This window comes from Psychrilyobacter atlanticus DSM 19335, from assembly GCF_000426625.1.
In the GTDB taxonomy this organism is placed as follows: domain Bacteria; phylum Fusobacteriota; class Fusobacteriia; order Fusobacteriales; family Fusobacteriaceae; genus Psychrilyobacter; species Psychrilyobacter atlanticus.
Window position 1 is genome coordinate 86,224 of record NZ_KE384547.1, and the last position, 18,759, is coordinate 104,982.

16 protein-coding genes, 18 tRNA genes and 1 rRNA gene are annotated in these 18,759 nt (G+C 34.3%); 6 read left to right on the forward strand and 29 right to left on the reverse strand.

The genetic code is table 11. The features are described 5' to 3' along the window. Positions 1-10: 10 nt before the first annotated feature. From K337_RS0100775 to K337_RS0100880, 22 genes are all read right to left on the reverse strand, one after another. Positions 11-1,135: a glycosyltransferase family 9 protein gene (locus K337_RS0100775; protein WP_028854927.1), complete on the reverse strand. Its 1,125-nt coding sequence runs from the start codon at positions 1,133-1,135 to the stop codon at positions 11-13. 18 nt (positions 1,136-1,153) lie between these two features. Beyond that, positions 1,154-2,188: a glycosyltransferase family 9 protein gene (locus K337_RS0100780; protein ID WP_028854928.1), complete on the reverse strand. Its 1,035-nt coding sequence runs from the start codon at positions 2,186-2,188 to the stop codon at positions 1,154-1,156. Positions 2,189-2,223: 35 nt separating this feature from the next. Further along, entirely contained in the window at positions 2,224-2,979 is a 756-nt protein-coding gene (locus K337_RS0100785; RefSeq protein WP_028854929.1) for a glycosyltransferase family 2 protein, read from the reverse strand. A gap of 104 nt (positions 2,980-3,083) precedes the next feature. Next, positions 3,084-3,158: transfer RNA gene (locus tag K337_RS0100790), tRNA-Gln, on the reverse strand. A 23-nt stretch (positions 3,159-3,181) separates the two neighbouring features. Beyond that, a tRNA-Thr gene (locus K337_RS0100795) sits at positions 3,182-3,257 on the reverse strand. Between the two features lie 21 nt (positions 3,258-3,278). Beyond that, positions 3,279-3,355, reverse strand: a tRNA-Asp gene (locus K337_RS0100800). Between the two features lie 20 nt (positions 3,356-3,375). After that, a tRNA-Val gene (locus K337_RS0100805) sits at positions 3,376-3,451 on the reverse strand. A gap of 11 nt (positions 3,452-3,462) precedes the next feature. After that, positions 3,463-3,537: transfer RNA gene (locus K337_RS0100810), tRNA-Glu, on the reverse strand. 20 nt (positions 3,538-3,557) lie between these two features. After that, positions 3,558-3,634, reverse strand: a tRNA-Met gene (locus tag K337_RS0100815). A gap of 4 nt (positions 3,635-3,638) precedes the next feature. Further along, a tRNA-Ala gene (locus K337_RS0100820) sits at positions 3,639-3,714 on the reverse strand. Between the two features lie 4 nt (positions 3,715-3,718). After that, positions 3,719-3,795, reverse strand: a tRNA-Ile gene (locus K337_RS0100825). A 5-nt stretch (positions 3,796-3,800) separates the two neighbouring features. After that, positions 3,801-3,885: transfer RNA gene (locus K337_RS0100830), tRNA-Tyr, on the reverse strand. 27 nt (positions 3,886-3,912) lie between these two features. Beyond that, positions 3,913-4,000 (reverse strand) — tRNA-Leu (locus K337_RS0100835). A gap of 42 nt (positions 4,001-4,042) precedes the next feature. Beyond that, positions 4,043-4,117: transfer RNA gene (locus K337_RS0100840), tRNA-Glu, on the reverse strand. A gap of 16 nt (positions 4,118-4,133) precedes the next feature. Further along, positions 4,134-4,210: transfer RNA gene (locus tag K337_RS0100845), tRNA-Ile, on the reverse strand. A gap of 6 nt (positions 4,211-4,216) precedes the next feature. Then, positions 4,217-4,293 (reverse strand) — tRNA-Arg (locus K337_RS0100850). A gap of 5 nt (positions 4,294-4,298) precedes the next feature. After that, positions 4,299-4,374, reverse strand: a tRNA-Lys gene (locus tag K337_RS0100855). A gap of 3 nt (positions 4,375-4,377) precedes the next feature. Continuing rightward, positions 4,378-4,453: transfer RNA gene (locus K337_RS0100860), tRNA-Gly, on the reverse strand. 26 nt (positions 4,454-4,479) lie between these two features. Further along, a tRNA-Met gene (locus tag K337_RS0100865) sits at positions 4,480-4,556 on the reverse strand. Positions 4,557-4,578: 22 nt separating this feature from the next. Continuing rightward, positions 4,579-4,666 (reverse strand) — tRNA-Leu (locus K337_RS0100870). 135 nt (positions 4,667-4,801) lie between these two features. Further along, complete coding sequence (locus K337_RS0100875; RefSeq protein WP_028854930.1) at positions 4,802-5,485, reverse strand: PD-(D/E)XK nuclease family protein; 684 nt, start codon at positions 5,483-5,485, stop codon at positions 4,802-4,804. 67 nt (positions 5,486-5,552) lie between these two features. After that, positions 5,553-7,685, reverse strand: a complete 2,133-nt coding sequence (locus tag K337_RS0100880) for an ATP-dependent helicase (protein ID WP_028854931.1) — start codon at positions 7,683-7,685, stop codon at positions 5,553-5,555. A gap of 204 nt (positions 7,686-7,889) precedes the next feature. Here K337_RS0100880 and K337_RS19710 point away from each other — a divergent pair, with 204 nt between their 5' ends. The 4 genes from K337_RS19710 (at position 7,890) to K337_RS0100900 (ending at position 10,518) form a co-directional block, all read left to right on the forward strand. After that, positions 7,890-8,042, forward strand: a complete 153-nt coding sequence (locus tag K337_RS19710; RefSeq protein WP_156877293.1) for a hypothetical protein — start codon at positions 7,890-7,892, stop codon at positions 8,040-8,042. A gap of 186 nt (positions 8,043-8,228) precedes the next feature. Next, on the forward strand, positions 8,229-9,002 hold the full coding sequence (locus tag K337_RS0100890) for a transporter substrate-binding domain-containing protein (protein ID WP_028854932.1): 774 nt from the start codon (positions 8,229-8,231) through the stop codon (positions 9,000-9,002). A 3-nt stretch (positions 9,003-9,005) separates the two neighbouring features. Further along, on the forward strand, positions 9,006-9,797 hold the full coding sequence (locus K337_RS0100895; RefSeq protein WP_028854933.1) for an amino acid ABC transporter permease: 792 nt from the start codon (positions 9,006-9,008) through the stop codon (positions 9,795-9,797). Then, on the forward strand, positions 9,787-10,518 hold the full coding sequence (locus K337_RS0100900; RefSeq protein WP_028854934.1) for an amino acid ABC transporter ATP-binding protein: 732 nt from the start codon (positions 9,787-9,789) through the stop codon (positions 10,516-10,518). Before K337_RS0100895 ends, K337_RS0100900 begins: the two co-directional genes overlap by 11 nt. 182 nt (positions 10,519-10,700) lie before the next feature. Here the strand turns inward: K337_RS0100900 and K337_RS0100905 are convergent, their stop codons facing one another. Then, positions 10,701-11,015, reverse strand: coding sequence for a GIY-YIG nuclease family protein (locus tag K337_RS0100905; protein WP_028854935.1), 315 nt, complete (start codon positions 11,013-11,015; stop codon positions 10,701-10,703). A gap of 150 nt (positions 11,016-11,165) precedes the next feature. Here K337_RS0100905 and K337_RS0100910 point away from each other — a divergent pair, with 150 nt between their 5' ends. Both K337_RS0100910 and K337_RS0100915 read left to right on the forward strand, forming a co-directional pair. Continuing rightward, positions 11,166-12,485 carry a DUF1576 domain-containing protein gene (locus K337_RS0100910; protein WP_028854936.1) on the forward strand — a complete coding sequence of 440 codons (1,320 nt, stop codon included), beginning with the start codon at positions 11,166-11,168 and terminating at the stop codon, positions 12,483-12,485. A gap of 99 nt (positions 12,486-12,584) precedes the next feature. After that, a complete protein-coding gene (locus K337_RS0100915) occupies positions 12,585-12,833 on the forward strand; it encodes a CPF_0552 family protein (RefSeq protein WP_028854937.1) in 249 nt (82 codons plus the stop codon). Positions 12,834-12,887: 54 nt separating this feature from the next. Here K337_RS0100915 and K337_RS17395 read toward each other — a convergent pair whose 3' ends face one another. The 6 genes from K337_RS17395 to rrf form a co-directional block, all read right to left on the reverse strand. After that, positions 12,888-14,792: an NADH-dependent [FeFe] hydrogenase, group A6 gene (locus tag K337_RS17395; protein WP_051251548.1), complete on the reverse strand. Its 1,905-nt coding sequence runs from the start codon at positions 14,790-14,792 to the stop codon at positions 12,888-12,890. Then, the gene (locus tag K337_RS17400) at positions 14,785-16,491 is read right to left on the reverse strand and encodes an NAD(P)H-dependent oxidoreductase subunit E (RefSeq protein WP_037029029.1); all 1,707 of its coding nucleotides are present in this window, start codon (positions 16,489-16,491) and stop codon (positions 14,785-14,787) included. Before K337_RS17400 ends, K337_RS17395 begins: the two co-directional genes overlap by 8 nt. A gap of 145 nt (positions 16,492-16,636) precedes the next feature. Beyond that, positions 16,637-17,146 (reverse strand): NUDIX hydrolase, encoded by a 510-nt coding sequence (locus tag K337_RS0100930; RefSeq protein ID WP_028854938.1) that lies wholly within the window; start codon positions 17,144-17,146, stop codon positions 16,637-16,639. 28 nt (positions 17,147-17,174) lie between these two features. Beyond that, entirely contained in the window at positions 17,175-18,395 is a 1,221-nt protein-coding gene (locus K337_RS0100935) for an aminopeptidase (protein WP_037029031.1), read from the reverse strand. Between the two features lie 125 nt (positions 18,396-18,520). Next, positions 18,521-18,596: transfer RNA gene (locus K337_RS0100940), tRNA-Lys, on the reverse strand. A 24-nt stretch (positions 18,597-18,620) separates the two neighbouring features. After that, a 5S ribosomal RNA gene (rrf, locus tag K337_RS0100945) occupies positions 18,621-18,737 on the reverse strand. Between the last annotated feature and the right edge of the window lie 22 nt (positions 18,738-18,759).

The window sequence follows — 18,759 nt, forward strand, 5'->3', positions numbered from 1 at the left end:
CTCTCTTTAGTTATTTTTTCAATTTTATTTCCTCAACATCAAATTCATTTACATCCGCTTCCTCGTTTTCTCCTAAACTTGGTTTAGCATATATCTGCTTTACTTTAGTCGAATTAGCTCCCCACACAAGACTATTTAACTCCCCAGATCCTTCATCTGACCTATAGATGGCTAATATCTTTTTATCTAAAGCAACTCCTAGATGTACTATAGAAGTATCTGGTGTAATTATTAAATCAGATACCTTGATAATTGATGCTGTATCCAATATAGAACTTATATTTTCATTTAAATAAACTTTCTTTGTATCCACCTCTTTAACTATTTTTTTCAACTCTACTAATTTATCTGGAGAATATACAAAAGTTACTGCAGTACCTTCTTCTTTTAATATTACTCCTACTATTTCCTTAATTTTATTTTCATTTAAAGTCCTGTATTTACTTGCACCATATGGGTTTATACATATGATTTTTTTTTCTTTTATTCTCTCTCTGAATTCTATTCCAATTTTTAAATTTTCTTCTGAAAGATGGATATCATAGGATAAATCCGGTTTTAAAATGCCTAAAATTTCTAAGTATTTTTTGTACCTGTCAGTTATATGTTTATCTGTCACTCTATACTCCACAGAAACGTCAAATAAGGTCCAGTCAGACTTGTTTAACCCCATGTTGATCCTTGCTCTACACAAATTAATGAACTTCATCTGCTTCACTCTCAGCATCTCTGAAAAATCAATTAAAAGATCATATTTTTCAGAAGATATCTCATTGGCTAAGTTTTTTAGTTCCCTGTCAGATTTACTGTAATCATAGATCTTGTCTACATGAGGATTATTGGCTATAACCTGCCTGTTCGCTCCTCTGGTGACCACACCGATCTTTATCTGTGGATAGACCTTCTTTATTTCACGAAACATCAAGGTATTTATTATCATATCCCCAATCTTTCCGTCATTTCTAATAAATAAAATAGATTTTATATCCAGATTTTTTATAAGATTATTGTCGTTTTTCATCTCTTCTTTACTATTTTTTTCTGTTTTTTTACGATCCCACAAAAATCTTCCTAAAGCTAATCTTTTAGGTCTCAAAAAATCCTGTAACTTTCTATTTAATTCTCTAATTCCCATGATTTCACCTTTCCTTTTTTAATTTTTATCTGTTCTTTCTACTTTAGAGGCTATTGCTCCTACTATCTCTTCCCTCGTTTCATCTGTATAGCTGTCAAAAAATTTATGTTTATAATCTTCCTTTTTATCCCTGTCAGGAACTATATAAGTTACATCTTTATGTCCAAATACTCCCCACCTTAAAGGTGATTGAGTTTTTTTATTGGGATAGATAGCCACAATGCTCTTTTTCAACGATCCTGCTATATGAGTCGGCCCTGTTGAACCGCCGAAATATACATCTGCTTTATCTATCATAGCTGCCAAGTTTAGAAGGTCTCCTCCGTTGGCATACAAATACACCCTTTCTCTTCCTATACCATCTAATATCTTCTGTCCTCTTTCCTCTTCCGATATATGACATGTCAATACCACATTTAGATCTGTGACCTTATCTAATACAGCCTTTATTAGTTCTATATACTCTTCATCACTAATATTTTTAGCACTTCCACCCATAAATGGATTTATTACTAATATTGGAGATTTCATTTCTTTTTCTGCTATGAATACCTCTACTGCTTTTTTGTGTTTTTCCTCATAATAGATCTCAGTATTTAACTCAAATAGATTATCAAATTTTTTACAATCTAATTTTTTTATCAAATCCAGATTATACTCAGCTTCATTTTTAATCGATTTAGATCTTTTTTGCAGGACCCCTTTGTTGTATACAAAAAATGACTTTATTTTTGATAGTGGACCTATTTTAACCTTAGCACCACTAGCTTTAGCCAGCTGCATCACAAATTCATCGTTATATAGAGCTATAAATACATCTGCTTTAAAATATTTTATTTTTTCTATCAATTCAACCTTTCTATAATCATCTATTTTAACTACTCTATCTATATAGGGTAAGTTTTTCACAATTTCATAGTTATATTTTCTTACCAAAACTATTATCTCGACATCTGGATACATTTTTTTTACCATAAAAAAACTGGGGATTGATAATACCAAATCCCCTATCTTATCCGTTCTAGATATTATGATCCTTTTTATATCTTTCATAACTTAGCTCCTCAAAACTATAATTAATTTCATTCTTATTTTAAACTTGTTTTTTCCATCTCTCTCAACTTAAAATATTTAGTCATAGTATACATTCCACTAAACAACGCTATTATCAAGCCCTCTATACCATCTAAAAACCCCAATCTAAATATATACATCCTTATAAATTTAAAAAATGGGTTTATTACTACATTAAAAAAACTGGATTTTTTACCTCTCTTGACATACTCCTCTGCTCCTAATGTCGTATATCTGTCAAATCTAGTTATATAATCACTCAAAGTTAGGTATGTATAGTGGTATATTTTCTCTTTTATCTTACCTTTAGTTGACATTGTTTCAAATTCTTCATGGACTAAGTTATCACTTACCTTTACGCTTCCATTCTTCCATAATCTGGTAGCATATTGATTTGACCACCCGCCATATTTCAATTCCTTACCAAAACATACTGAACATCTATTTATGTCATAGACTTCATATTTATTTTTTCCATCTATTATAGTTTTGATCGTTTCTTTTAATTCTTTACTTATTACCTCATCTGCATCAATTAGGAGGATCCATTCCCCTTTACATTTGTCTATTACAGAGTTTTTTTGAGGACCAAATCCCTTCCAATTTTCAGTATAGACCGCAGCTCCTTTAGACCTAGCAATCTCTACAGTAGCATCTGAACTGTTACTATCTACAATTATTATCTCATCAGCCAGTTCCCTTACAGCTTCTAAGGTTTTTCCTAAAATTCGCTCTTCATTATATGTTATTATACCTACCGATAACTTCATATTTATTCACTCCAATTTTTTTCATCATTCTCTAGATTATACCATATATATATCTAAATTTATATATACAAAAAAACACCCCGAAGGGTGTTAAAGTTTATAGTTGGCTGGGCTGGCAGGATTCGAACCTGCGCATGACGCAGTCAAAGTGCGTTGCCTTACCGCTTGGCGACAGCCCAACATGTTTACTATATTATATATATGGTGCCGCTTATCGGAGTCGAACCAATCACCTACTGATTACAAGTCAGTTGCTCTACCAGATGAGCTAAAGCGGCATACATATGTTTATAATTTAATGGCGGGAGTGACGAGACTCGAACTCGCGACATCCTGCGTGACAGGCAGGCACTCTAACCAACTGAGCTACACCCCCATAAATTATAAAGTTTTAAATGGTGCTCACAACTGGACTTGAACCAGTGACCCCCTGCTTGTAAGGCAGGTGCTCTCCCAACTGAGCTATGCGAGCTTATTACAATTTGGTAGTCCGTAGGGGAGTTGAACCCCTCCCGCTTGAGTGAAAACCAAGAATCCTAACCGATAGACGAACGGACCACAGTATTGTAATGTTATAATGGTGCCTTGAAATGGATTCGAACCATCGACCGCTCGGGTATGAACCGAGTGCTCTAGCCAACTGAGCTATCAAGGCATTTTGGTGGAGATAAGCGGGGTCGAACCGCTGACCTCCGCAGTGCAAGTGCGGCGCTCTCCCAACTGAGCTATATCCCCAAAATGGTACGCCTAAGTGGACTTGAACCACCGACCTCACGCTTATCAGGCGTGCGCTCTAACCAGCTGAGCTATAGGCGTAGATATGGTGGTTGGAGAAGGATTTGAACCTTCGAAGGCTGAGCCGGCAGATTTACAGTCTGCTCCCTTTGACCACTCGGGAATCCAACCACACAATGTGTGTATAAATGTTTTAAATGGTGCCTAGGGCGGGACTTGAACCCGCACGTCCACAGAGGACACGGGATTTTAAGTCCCGTGCGTCTACCGATTCCGCCACCCAGGCATAATCATTTAGAACAATTATTTGTTTGTTTTTTATTTCATTTGGTAGTCCGTAGGGGAGTTGAACCCCTCCCGCTTGAGTGAAAACCAAGAATCCTAACCGATAGACGAACGGACCACACTTTTGAAATAAATGGTGGATCTAGCTGGAGTTGAACCAGCGACCACTCGGTTATGAGCCGAGTGCTCTAACCAACTGAGCTATAGATCCATATAATGGTGAACCTGAAGGGATTTGAACCCCTGACCCACGCCTTAGAAGGGCGTTGCTCTATCCAGCTGAGCTACAGATTCATATATGGTGCGCCACACAGGGTTTGAACCTGTGACAACTCGATTAAAAGTCGAGTGCTCTACCAGCTGAGCTAGTGGCGCATATGGAGCGGGAAACCAGGTTCGAACTGGCGACATTCAGCTTGGAAGGCTGACGCTCTACCAACTGAGCTATTCCCGCATACATATATGGTTATTCAATTGTTTTGGTGGCGGGAGCAAGATTTGAACTTACGACCTTCGGGTTATGAGCCCGACGAGCTACCAGGCTGCTCTATCCCGCGACATGGATTTTTTTGTTTTAAATGGTGCCTAGGGCGGGACTTGAACCCGCACGTCCACAGAGGACACGGGATTTTAAGTCCCGTGCGTCTACCGATTCCGCCACCCAGGCATAATCATTTAAAACGTTTATTCTTTTCGTCTGTGAGTTCGTTGCGTTTTTCGCTTTCCCTCGCGGACAAGAAGAAGTATACCGTGTTTACAAGTTTTCGTCAACACTTTTTTTTGTTTTTTATGAAGTTTTTTTTTAATTCTTCTTACAAAAACTCTCAAACCCACATTTTTCACAGGTTTCATTGTTTTTTATAAAAAAATTTTTTTTATTTTTTTTTATTTCACCTATTAATTCTTTTAATATTTTTTTATTTTTTTCATGTTTTTTTTCATTATATTCTATAAAAATTTTATTTCCAGGGTAATTTAATTGAAAATATTCCATACTAATATCATTTATTTTCTTCTTTGGAAATATTTTTTTAAAATTTTCTCCTAAAAGAAACATATAAACTTTAGTCTGAATACTCTCCTCCATAACTCCTACGTTATATGGGTTTTTATTTGTTTTAAAATCTACTATCTTTATTTTATCATCTTCTATAATAAGCAGGTCATATTTCGCCATAAGCCTGATCTCATCCTTATCCTGCCTTATCTCAACTTCACTCTTGCAGTCTACTTTTTCAGGATATCTTTTCTCTAGTACATCCATCCACTCCAAAAGCTGTTCATCTCTTATATAGAAATAATCTTTCATCCCATTAAAATATCTTTCAGCTAAAATATGAAAATCAGTTCCCCTCTCTATACTCTTTTTTAATTCAGGATCTACTCCCCTTCCCGATATACCATCTATATAAATATATTCAAACATCTTTGGACACCTCTGAAAGGTTCCCAATGAATTTTGACTATAATAAAAAGATTTTTCCATATATTTCAACTCCTTTTTGTTCAAAGATTCCTAGAGTAGGCTAATTCATGAATTAGCCTACTCTATATTAATTAACTCTGCTTTTTATAAACTTTTCTATTTCTCCTAAATAATAAACTCCATTTTCTACATTTCCACTAATCATGAGATATTCTTTGGCTCTGGTTATCCCTACATAGAGCAGTCTTGTATTTTCCGCTAGTTTTTCTAACTTATTCTTTACTATCCCTATCTCTGTCTCTCTATCTATAAACTCCCTTTCAAACTCTTTTTCTGTAAAAATTTGAGGATATTCATATTCCTTCTTTAGATAATAACATTGGCCATAGTTAGTTTCATTGAGGTGTACAGGAAAAGTCCTATTGTCCACTCCAACTAAGTAAACAAAATCCCACTCCATCCCCTTACTCCTATGATAGCTAGATAAGGTTACCTTGAATTTCTCTTTATTTTCTAAAATTCCTTCCTCTTCAACAGCCTTAGCCATATAACTAAATTCACTGTTCTTTGCTTTTTTCAAATTAGAAGCTAGATCCAGTAAACTCCATTTAGGATTATATTTTAATATTTTCTTCAGATCATAGGATATTTTTTCTATCAACAATTTTTTCTCACCATGAATTTCAAATATCTCTCCTATAAATACAATCACTTTTTCCAACGAACTTTGATTCAGATCCAACACAGCTCGAATTTTTTTCAGAATAGCTTTATATTTTTTTAATGAAGGTTTATCCAGTTTTGGATACTCTTCACTATAAAGAACATCTTCTAAAAGGTTGTTTCTTATAAATTGGGAGAATATTTCCCTGACTTCTTTTTCATCATCTGCAAAAAAATTATCTTCCAAAAGTTTAATCAATCTTTTATTTTCAAATGGCCTAGCCAGATATTCCAAAAAATCTCCTAAGAAATTCATGAGCTCCAACAAACTTTCTGGAATATCACTGAGAATCTGAAAATCTATTTTTTTCCTCCTAAATATCCTGGCCACTTCATCTATCCTGTAATTGGTAGGCAGAAGGATCCCTATACTTTTCTCGGGGTATTTTTTTATAAATCCCTCTATCCCCCTTATCAACCTATCTCTTTCCTCTTCCCATCCTAAAACTTTTACAGTTTTAACCCCATATCCATCTACCTTTGGATTAGAAGGTGTCTCACCCTCCAATACAGGCTTTATAATCTGTGGTTGCAAGGCTGTCCTTACCTTTTCAAGAGGATGTCTTACAGTCACAGTTTGTACTAGATGGTTAGCTACCTCTATTATATTCCTAGTGCTTCTGCCTGCCGTAAACATCTCCACCTTTGGATTAGACTTTATAAAACTTTTAAATATCTCAGGTGAACTGGAAGTAAATGTCCCTAAGATACTCTGATTGGGATCTCCTACTTTGACTAAATTCCCATTTGTTATCAAATTTATTATCTTATTTTGGAGGTTGTTACTGTCCTGAGCTTCATCTTCAAAAATATATCTATATCTTAATTTTAGTTCCTCTACCAAAGCAGGAGTTTGTTTCAACAATTTATAGGTATAAAATAAGATGTCGTCATAGTCCAAAACACCTTCTTTTTTGCATTTCATATCATATCTATAAAACAACTCTCCTACAACCCTCAACAAACTGTCTTTCCTGTATTTTTTACTATAACTATATAGCCTTTTAGCAGTCATCCCCTTATTTTTCATCACACTGATCATCTTTAGTGTTAAATTAACTAGTTCCTTGTCCCACCTGACCTGCATTCCATTTCCACTATATTTGGAATCTAAGAATGAATCTAAATCTTTAGGTTTTTCCCTCCTATACTCCATCACAACTAAACTCATCAAATAATATCTATTAGCATCTGTCATAGTTTGAAATCCCTCTGTGATCCCCACACTGTCCCCATGCTCCCTTAAAAGATCCGATCCCACCTTATGGATAGTTTTTATTTGAAATTTTCTATAGAGCTCATATTCGCCTCTTTTTTGAAGTAGTTCCATTATTCTATGTTTAAAATTGTTTACAGATGAATTCATATAGGTTAAGATCAAAATTTCTTCTTCCCCTTCTAACTGTTTCACTAATTTAGCAGCTAACCTACTGAGTATAAAAGTCTTCCCTCCTCCAGGAACTGCCGGGATGGCCATCTTTCCAGAGGTATAGTTCATAATCAATTCTTGCTCCCGTCTATATCTAATCCCTTCCATAAACTCCTCCCGCTTTCTCTTTTTTTTAAATTATATATTTTTTTTATTCCAACTCCTAATTTTAATTTCCACCCTTCAAAAACGAACCACTTTTAACCACCAAAAACTTAAAATTTACGCTTGAATTTTAATCGTTAAAATTATATACTATCTTTAACAATTAAGAGAAAAAAATCACATAGAGTGGTTGAGGGGGAAAACAACATGAGATATAGAGTAGTTTTAGAAGAGAAAAAAAAGAACAAAGTTGAGATAAAGACAGTAACTTGCCACGTAGGAGTAAAGGGAAATATTGAGGAATATGCTAACTATTATTCATATGACAACAAATCGACAATCTTAAGTGTCTATAAATAGATTATTCTAAGGGGCTTTGCCTCTTTTTTTATTAAAAAAAACTACCAACCCCTAAGAATTACAAATGAAACAAAATAATTCCTTCCATTTAAAGAGGAAATTTAAATTTTTATTTAATAAGTTTATAGTATATAATAGTACCGAACTATTGTTTACAAATTAACTCAAAAATCCAAGGAGGAATTTATGAAAAAAATTATATTTTTATTTTTAACCATCTTTAGCGTTATTACCTTTGGACAGAAACCTTTAGTGGTAGGAATGGAACTGGCTTATCCTCCATTCGAAACTACCGATAAATATGGAAACCCCAGTGGTTTTAGTGTAGACATGGCCACAGACCTAGGAAAATATCTAGGCAGAGAAGTTGTCATCGAAAATATGGCATATGGAGGTCTTATCCCTGCACTCAGGACTGAAAAGGTCGATATTATCTTATCATCTATGAGTATCACAGACAGAAGAAAGAGATCTATCAATTTTTCTACTCCCTATGCAAAATCAAATCTTGCAATTTTAGCCAACCAAAATAGCGGGATAAAAGATCCTATGGACCTGAATAAAAAAGGTAAAAAGGTAGCAGTAAAACAAGGAACTACAGGCCATGTAGTAGCTATGAAAACCTTTCCAAAAGCTGACATCTTAGTCTTTGAAAAGGAAAGCGCATGCATCTTAGAAGTTACCCAGGGAAAAGTGGATGCTTTTATATATGACCCACTAACAATTTTAAAAAATTGGAAAAAAAATAAAAGTACAACTGAACCTATCCTAAAACCCTTTGAGGAAACTCCTCAATATTGGGCTATTGCATACAATAAAAATAACAACAAATTAGGAGAAAAAATAAATAAATTTATAGAGAGTTATAAAAAAGACGGAAGTTTAGATAGATTAGCTGACAAATATCTTGCTGAACCTAAAGAGGAATTTGAAAAAAGAGATATACCTTTTTTCCTATAACATATGAAAATTAAAGACTTATTCTATGCTAAAGATGATAAATTCGATATAACTTTGTCAGCAAAAATAGTTAATACTACACTCATCTTAATCATAGGAATTATATTTTGGAACTACGCTTTCAGCAGATTAAACTATGAATCTCAAGGACTTTCAGTTTTTTTAGAATTTAAATATAAATTTATCTTTGGTTTTTTTATAACCATTATGATCTCTATATTTTCTTTAATTTGTAGTCTAATCATCGGAAGCCTTTTAGCTATGGGTCAAAAAAGTAGATTTTTGCCCCTTCATTATTTTACTAAGATCTTCATCGAGATAATTAGAGGAACCCCTCTTATTGTCCAAGTTTACCTATTTTTCTATGTAGTAGGAACGGCCTTGAACATAAATAACCGTTATATTATGGGTATCCTTATCATGGCTACTTTTTCTGGTGCATATGTTGCAGAAATTATCAGAGGCGGGATAGACAGCATCGATAAAACACAGATTGAATCAGCCAAAGCTTTGGGGTTTACCAATTTTCAAAAATATAGATATATCATCCTGCCCCAGGTTATAAAAAGGGTAATGCCTCCCCTTGCAGGACAATTTGCATCCCTTATCAAGGATTCATCACTTCTATCTATAATTGCAGTAAATGAATTTACAAAAAATGTTCAGGAAGTAGATTCCATTACATTTACTCCCATTGAAAATTATGCCGTATTAGCTCTAGGATATATCTTATTGACCTATCCTATCTCCCACCTATCAAAAAAATTAGAAAAGAGGTTTTCATATGGAGATTAATATATCAAATTTAAATAAAAAGTACGGAGACCAGATTGTTCTAAATAATTTAGAGCTGAATATAAAAGGAGTTCATTCCTTGGTCATTATCGGCCCTTCTGGAGGAGGGAAATCTACTCTATTGCGAATATTAGCAGGCTTAGAGATCCCAGAAGAAGGAGATATCACCATAAACAATAAAAATATCTTGTTTAAGGAAACTGAGCTCTACAACTATAGAAAAACCATAGGAATGGTCTTTCAAGCATTTAACCTTTTTCCTCATTTGTCAGCGATAAACAACATCACACTGCCCTTGGAAAAAGTTCATAAGATCAAAAAAAATGAAGCAAATCTAAGGGCTAGAACTCTCTTGGATAAGTTTCAATTGGGAGAGCACGGTCATAAATATCCATCCCAATTATCAGGAGGACAGCAACAACGTGTAGCAATAGCCCGGGCTGTTGCTCTTGATTCTCAGTTTTTACTCTTAGATGAACCTACTTCGGCATTGGATCCAGCTCTGACTTCTGAAGTATTAGACAGTATTTTAGAGTTAAAAAAAGAGAAAAAAGATTTAATATTAGTTACCCACGAGATGGGATTTGCCAAAAATGTAGCGGATTATATCCTCTTTATAGATGGTGGTAAAGTTGTAGAAGCCGGAGAAGCTGGTTCTATATTTAGTAATCCTCAGACACCTGAATTAAAAGAATTTTTAGGAAAAACCTTAAAATATTAAAAGACAAGGTGACCTTGCATCTAAACAAGCATAATTTAGGTTTTCATGATCTCTAAAAAATATTGTTGATGTCACTCGCTGATGTAATTTCTTATACTAAAAAAAGATATTTCTGCATTACTTCTAATGCAGAAATATCTTTTTTTAATTCCCTGTTATCAATTAAAATAATTACAAGTTTTTTATTTCAAATCCCATTCTAATATTTTTTTTATCTCTATCTGCTTCTCTTCGTATATCAAATTAACCAAATACTCTCCATCTGTATAGAATAGGATTTTTTTCTTTTTCGTATGCTTTTTTATAAAATACTCCACCCTGCAGGCTTGGGATTTCGTTTTTGTCTCCCAAAGGGATAAAAGTTCGAATGGTCCCCTTCCCCTGGTATACTTAGCTCCCTCTCCACTCTTGTGAGCCTCTATTCTTTTCTCAACATCATTGGTTATACCCGTATAGACACTTCCATCTCCACATCCTAACATATATATATAATACATCCCATCCACCTCTATTTTTAGCTCTATTTTTACAAAAACATTCATTACTTAAGTTTATTTCACTTTTTTTTTACCTATAAATAAAGTATAATATAAGTCTATACCAATTGTAAAGATTGGGGTTTATTGTATTTTATTAGGAGGATTTTTATGGATGAATTTAGCTGTGGAAGGCTGCAGAAAGCTAAAAAATTAACCTTTGCATTGGCTCTTGCCATTCTTACGGTTTTCACTTATTTTGTTTTTATTGATAAAACAAATATAATTATTGGATTAAAGAATATAGTCACATCTCCCTCTACCCTGATAACAGATTTCTTGGTTATTGGAGGATTAGGAGCTACATTTTTAAATGCATTTAGTTTATTTATTTTTAACTTTATCTTGGTTAAAAGTTTTAGGCTCAAGATTAGCGGTTTGGTTTTGGCTGCTTTTTTCACTGTCTTTGGGTTCTCATTTTTTGGAAAAAATATATTTAATGTACTGCCAATCTATCTCGGCGGAATAATGTATGCAAAATTTGAGCACTTAGACTTCAAAACAGTTTTACCTACAATTATGTTTACTAGTGCATTGGCACCTTTTATCAGTGCTATGGCATTTAGTTCTGGTACATTTGAGGAAGCCTATCTATTAGCTATGATCTTAGGTATAGTTATAGGGTTTATAGCTACTCCTCTAGCTAAAAAAATGATCTCATTCCATGAGGGGTTCAACCTTTATAATTTGGGATTTACTGGGGGACTTTTAGGAGCCGTTATTACCTCTATCCTAAAGGCTTATGATTTTGATATAGAGCCCCAAAAATTAATTTCAACTAAATATCATCTGGTGCTATTGATTACTTGTTCCATGGTATTCTTACTTATGATCTTAGTAGGATTCTATATTAATAAAAATAGCTTTAAAGGCTACAAAGAACTATTAAAATGTGATGGTTTAAAATCTGATTTCACAGAAAAATATGGATATGGACTTTCATTTATCAATATGGGAATCAATGGGTTTATCTCCATTGCATTTATCCTCCTTGTAGGAGAAACTCTAAGTGGACCTCTCTTGGCAGGGATCTTAACGATCGTTGGTTTTTCTGCCTTTGGAAAACATCCCCTAAATATTACACCTATCCTTTTCGGAGTTTGGTTAGCTGGTGTAACCACTGAAGTGGATAAATTTGTTTTAGTTCTTTCAGCCCTATTTGGTACTGCTATGGCTCCAATTTCAGGGGTCTATGGTCCTCTTTGGGGTATAGCTGCTGGATGGCTTCATATGTCAGTGGTTAGAAATATAGGTGTTGTTCACGGTGGATTAAATCTATATAACAATGGTTTTTCTGCCGGTATAGTTGCAGGTGTTTTATTACCTATCATCCGTACTTTTACAGACAGAAGAAATAAATTTAAAGATAAATATTTCTTAAAACGTCAAGAACTTTACAAAAATTTATATTCAGAAGAAGATTTAGATTGATCTCTTGTTTTTTTCATTTATTTAACCTATACTCATACTAATAACTAAGTTTTTATGTTATAAAAACTCAGTCAATAATTTTTTTTAGAGGGGGAAGTTATGGAATTTAAAATTGTAGGTATTAAGTTAGAAAATCGAAATGAAACAGCTCTTCATGTACAAAATACCCTTACCGAGTATGGGTGTTATATCAAGGTAAGATTAGGCCTTCATAATCTCAATGATCAAGTATGCTCGCAGGATGGTTTAATTCTATTAGAATTAGTTGCTGAAAATAATATCGTCGATGAATTTTTAGAAAAATTAAACTCTATTCCCGGAACAACAGCAAAAAAAATGTTCATATAAAAATTTAAATAAAAAAAGATAGCAGTCAAATAAAAAATTGACTGCTATCTTTTTTTAAGTTAATTTCTTTCCTCTTGCAATATAATCAGTATGTAAAAGTTTATGAGCACCATGTCCTCCAGGACCATCTTTTAGAAAATTTTCATATAATTCTATAACTGCTGGGTTTTTATAGGATTTTTTTATGGTAGATTTTTTGTCTTCCCCATAAATCGCCTGTGCTCTAGCCTTTCTTATCTCCTTATTTGTAGGAATCGGCTGACCTCCCCCTCCCAAACATCCTCCAGGACAAGCCATAAATTCTATAAAATGACACCCGCTGAACTCTCCACCAGCCTCAATATTTTCCAAGACCATCTTAGCGTTAGCAGTCCCATGACATACAGCTACCTTCAGTGTAACACCCTTTAAAAAATCAAAACTATCAAAATATGGTTTTAAAAGTTCTGGAACTTTCCCTACCTCATCTATGGTCAATTCAGCATATTTTATTTTTTCAAATCCTCTTACTACCTTTATCTCTCCTGCTGCAAACACCGACTCTATCTCCTTTCCTGTAACTAACTCATAGATTGTCCGGATAGCCGACTCCATCACTCCTCCTGTAGCTCCAAAAATGACTCCAGAACCACTAATTCCACCAAAGGGGTCATCAAATTTAGATTTTTCTAAGTTAGGCAGATCTAGTCCTACCTCCTTAAACATCTTTCCAAGTTCCCTAGTGGTCAAACCATAATCTATGTCTCTATAACCTGAATCACACATCTCTTCTCTAGCTGCTTCAAACTTTTTAGCAGTACACGGCATTAGAGCTACTGTCACTACATCTTTTGGATCAATATTGTTTTTCTCACAATAATAAGTTTTTATAATACTCCCAAACATCTGCTGAGGACTCTTAGCAGTGGATAGGTTCTCTATATATTTGGGATTAAAATGTTCCAAATATTTCACCCATCCTGGAGAACACGAAGTAAACTGCGGTAAAGCTTCATTCCCATCCTCCATTAGATTTTTTTTCAGTCTCAAAAGAAGTTCTAATCCCTCCTCTATAATGGTCAAATCAGCACTGAAACAAGTATCAAATACCCTGTCAAAGCCACAGTATTTCAACCCTGTATTTATTTCTAAAGTCAGACTTTTACCGGGAGCCAATCCAAATAACTCTCCTATTCCTGCTCTAGGAGCCGGTGCTGTCTGAATAACCACATGTTTATTTTTATCTTCCAACGCCTTCCACACTTCCTCTGTTTGATCTTTTTCATGGAGAGCACCAGTGGGACATCGATTTACACATTGTCCGCAGTTAATACAGATAACATCCTCCATATTTCTATCTCCAAAGGTAGAGATATAACACCGATCTCCTCGTTCTTTCACACCAAAAACTCCTACCTCCTGCAGATCCACACAACTTCTTACACATCTTCTGCAAAGAATACATTTATCCATATCCCTCACTATAGACATACTGCTGCAGTCCACAGGCTTTACCGTTTTATTCGGATGCCCAAAGGGGTATTTTGTGATCCCATAGTCTTCTGCCAGATCCTGCAGCTCACAGTTTCCGTTTCTTATACAGGAATAACATTCCCCCACATGGTTAGCCAACATGAGATCCAATATATGTCTTCTGGCTTTTCTTATCTTATGGCTATGTGTTTTCACCTCTATCTCCCTTTCTATGGAGTAGGAGCAAGATGCTTGCAGAGTTTCCATCCCTACCACTTCTACCAGACAAATCCGGCAGATCCCTGCTATACAAAGATCCTCATGGTAACATAGAGTAGGTATCTTTATTCCTAAAGATCTAGCTACTTCCAAAATAGTTGTTCCTTTTTTTACTGTCCGTTCCCTTCCATCTATAACTATATCTATTAATTTTGCCTCACAAGCCTTATCTTTATTTTCACAGGCCAGCCTTATTTTTTCTGCCTTGCTTGCCCTACACTCACTCATCGTTTTCCCCCTTTGGTAACCTTCCTAAGATTTCATCTTTAAAATTCTCTATAATAGATATAAACGCATTGGGACTGGACTGTCCCAGCCCGCACTTAGAAGAAATTTTTATAGTTTCAGCCAGATCCATCAACTCCTCCAAATATGTTATAGAACAACGTCCCTCCTCTAAAAGCCTCAACCCATTGGATAATTTTCTATTTCCCTCCCGGCAGGGAGTACACTGTCCACAACTTTCATCCACAAAAAAATCCATAAAATTTTGAGCAACTTCCAGCATATCCCTGTCTTCGTTAAATAAGATAATAGAACCTCCTGTAGGTACTGCTTCAAAAGCTATCCTATTTTTAAAATCTCCTACTTTAAGACAACGGCCTGCCGCTCCTCCTACCTGTACCGCCTTTATATTTTTAGCTCCTACTCTTTCTATTAATTTTTCTATAGTTATCCCAAAGGGAAGCTCGTATATCCCTTCATCTTCGCAGTCCCCGGAAACACTAAAAAATTTAGTTCCTGTCGATTTAGAAGTTCCGTATTTTTTAAAAAATTCTACACCATTTTTAAAGATTAAATTTATATCTAAAAAAGTTTCCACATTATTGACTATGGTAGGTTTGTCATAAAAACCTGTATCTACTGGATAAGGCGGTCTATTTCTAGGCTCACCTCTCATTCCTTCCAATGATTCAATTAAAGCTGTTTCCTCACCGCATATATAGGCACCTGCTCCCATCCTTATTTCAATCTCAAAATCAAATCCTTCTATTCCCAGAATATTCTTTCCTAACAATCCATTTTTTCGCCTGTCTTCTATAGTTTTTTCTATGATCTCTTTCAAATAAAAATATTCTCCCCTGAGATATATAAATCCCCTTTCGGCTTTTATTATATGGGCACCTATAGTCATTCCCTCTATTACCTTACTGCAATGTTTGTGCAGGATATACCTATCTTTAAATGTTCCAGGCTCCCCTTCATCTGCATTACAAACTATATATTTAGGTTTTTTCTCCTGTTTATAGGCCAACTTCCATTTAAAAAAGGTCGGAAATCCTGCTCCACCCCTTCCCCTTAGATTAGCCGATTCTATCTCTTCTAATAAGTTATCAGATGATTTTTTTACAACTTTTTTAAGCACTTCTCCATCCTCAAATCTTCCTTTAAGCAGGGGTCCCTCTATCTGAACATTCGAAATTATTGTATTTTCATATTTTTCATCTAAATTATTATTTTTACATGCATTTATTATTGAAGGGATGTCCGACGGTTTTACCTTTGAGATCAATTTTTTATCTACCATCAAAACCGGTCCCCTGTCACACATTCCTAAACAATTGCAGTATTCCAGTGAAAATAAACCATCCTGGGTAGTCTCACCAAAACCTATTCCCAGTTCATTTATAAGTTGTTTTTCCAACCTTTTTTTCCCCTTTAAATCACATGAAATTGTTTGGCATAACCGAATTGTATGCTTGCCATTTTTTTTATTTAAAAAACTATAAAAGGAATAAACACCCTCTACTTCTGTAGGATGGATTCCTAAACTATGAGCTAACTCCTCCATGATACCTTCTCCTACCTCTCCATATTCATCCTGTAATTCATTTAGTATTGGAAGTATTGACGATTTTTCCAAAGAATATTTATCTATCAATTTTTTCAATGATCTCTTCATCGCTTCTTTTTTTAATTTTTCCATAGATCCCCCTTTTATATTTTTCCAATGTATTTTTTTAATTTATCTTTATTTATTCTAAAAACTCTCCTTCATTCCTTCAATAAATAGTACTTATTAATTTTATATAAAAAAAATGGAGGAAAACCCTCCATTTTAATCTATTATATTACTGTTTATTTCTATTCATATACATATAGTAAGTCAACAAACTCTTCATATCTGTAGTGATTTTTTCCATCTCTTCTAAATTTATCCACTTAGTTATGAGATCCTCTGTTTCATCTAATTCTAACTCCAATGGTTTTATCTCATTACTCTTTAATTTAACTATATAAATATACAATTTCTCGGTAGTGTACCCCGGTGATGAGGCCAAAGCTTCATTGGATTCATATATTATTTCTACATCATCCATTGTATATCCTGTTTCTTCCCTGAGTTCTCTTTCCAAAGTTGATTTAGCTGTTTCTCCCTCTTCTATTATTCCTGCAGGTATTTCCAATAGATGAGAATTTGTTCCAGGTCTATATTGATCTACCAAGAGAGTTTTTTTCTCTTTTTCATCTAATACCATTACACCTATGGCATTTGGTTTATTTATATACTCCATCTTCAATTCCCTCGTAGGATGATCTTTTAACTCTATCTTTAAAAACTTTAAGTCTGATAATTTCATAAAATTTCTCCTTATATTATTTTAACCTCTATATTGCCCAGTTCCCATCTCTAAATATAGATGTTATAGTTCCATCCTCTTCAATTCCATCGATAGACAGATCTTCTGATCCTACCATGAAATCTACATGTACCAAACTGTCATTTACCCCTTCAGTTTCTAATTCTTCCTTGGTCATATTTTCTGCACCTTCTATACAACTCTTGTAAGCTGCCCCAAATGCAAAATGACAAGATGCATTTTCATCAAATAAAGTGTTATAGAATAAAGTATTTGTATTAGAAATAGGAGAATCCACTTGTACTAAAGCAATTTCGCCCAAGTATCTAGCTCCCTCATCTGTGTTTAATAAACCTTCTAATACTTCATATCCTTTTTCAGCTGTAAATTCTACTACTTTTCCTTTTTCAAAAGTTAACGTAAAGTTGTCGATTATGTTTCCATTGTAGTTTAATGGTAGCTTACTTGCTAAAGTTCCATCTACTTTATTTTTATTTGGTAATGAGAACACTTCTTCTGTCGGTAAATTAGGATTAAATACTACTCCACCTGTCGTTGTTGATGCTCCTGCTTTCCATAACTGCTTTTTTGACATCCCTACCATTAAGTCAGTCCCTTCTGATTTGTAGTGAAATGCGGTAAATTTCTTTTCATTTAAAATATTTACTTTTTCTGTTAAGTTCTTATTATGTTGATCCCAGTTAGAGATAGCTTCTCCGTCTACTCTACACATATCTAGTATCATTTCCATTAATTTATCCATCGCCTTTTCTGTAGAAACTCCAGAGAATACCTTAGTTGCCCAAGCTTCACAAGGTACTGCAACTATACTCCAAGCGTTTTTATCAGATAATACTTTTTCATAGTACCCTTTTATAGCTTGTGATCTCACTTTTGACCAGTTCGCTACTCTTTTAGCATCTACATCTTTTAACAATTCTGGGTCTGGAGAGATTACATTTAAAAAACAAGCTCCTTTATCAGCTAAATCATTTAACCTATCTGCATCCCATTTAGGAAACTCTTCAAAAGCTTTATCGTTTGCTTTTTCAAATCTCATCAGAGTTAATTGATCATCAGACCAGTTGTATACTACTTCTCTCGCTCCTCTTTCATAAGCTATTTTACTTAATTCTCTTACAAATTCTAACGAATGCATTGGCGCATTTATACTTACTATTTGATCTTTCTGTACATTTACTCCTGTTTTTATTGCTAATTCTGCATATTCTACTAATTTCTTTCTCATAATTATCTCCCCCTCTTTTTATTAAATACATTATATAGTAATTTTATATTTTTGTATCTATTTTTTTTATATACATAAAAAAAGCCATCAAAATTAATTGATGGCTCCGATATTTATATAAATTATGGTGCGCCACACAGGGTTTGAACCTGTGACAACTCGATTAAAAGTCGAGTGCTCTACCAGCTGAGCTAGTGGCGCATATTTTTACAAAAAATAAAAAAGACTTGGCAAGTTCCTATCCTCCCAAGGGGCTGCCCCCTAAGTACTTTCGGCGTTTACGGACTTAACTTCTGGGTTCGGAATGTGACCAGGTGTACCCCCGTAGCTTTTCTTACCAAGCTTACTTTCTTATTGAATATTG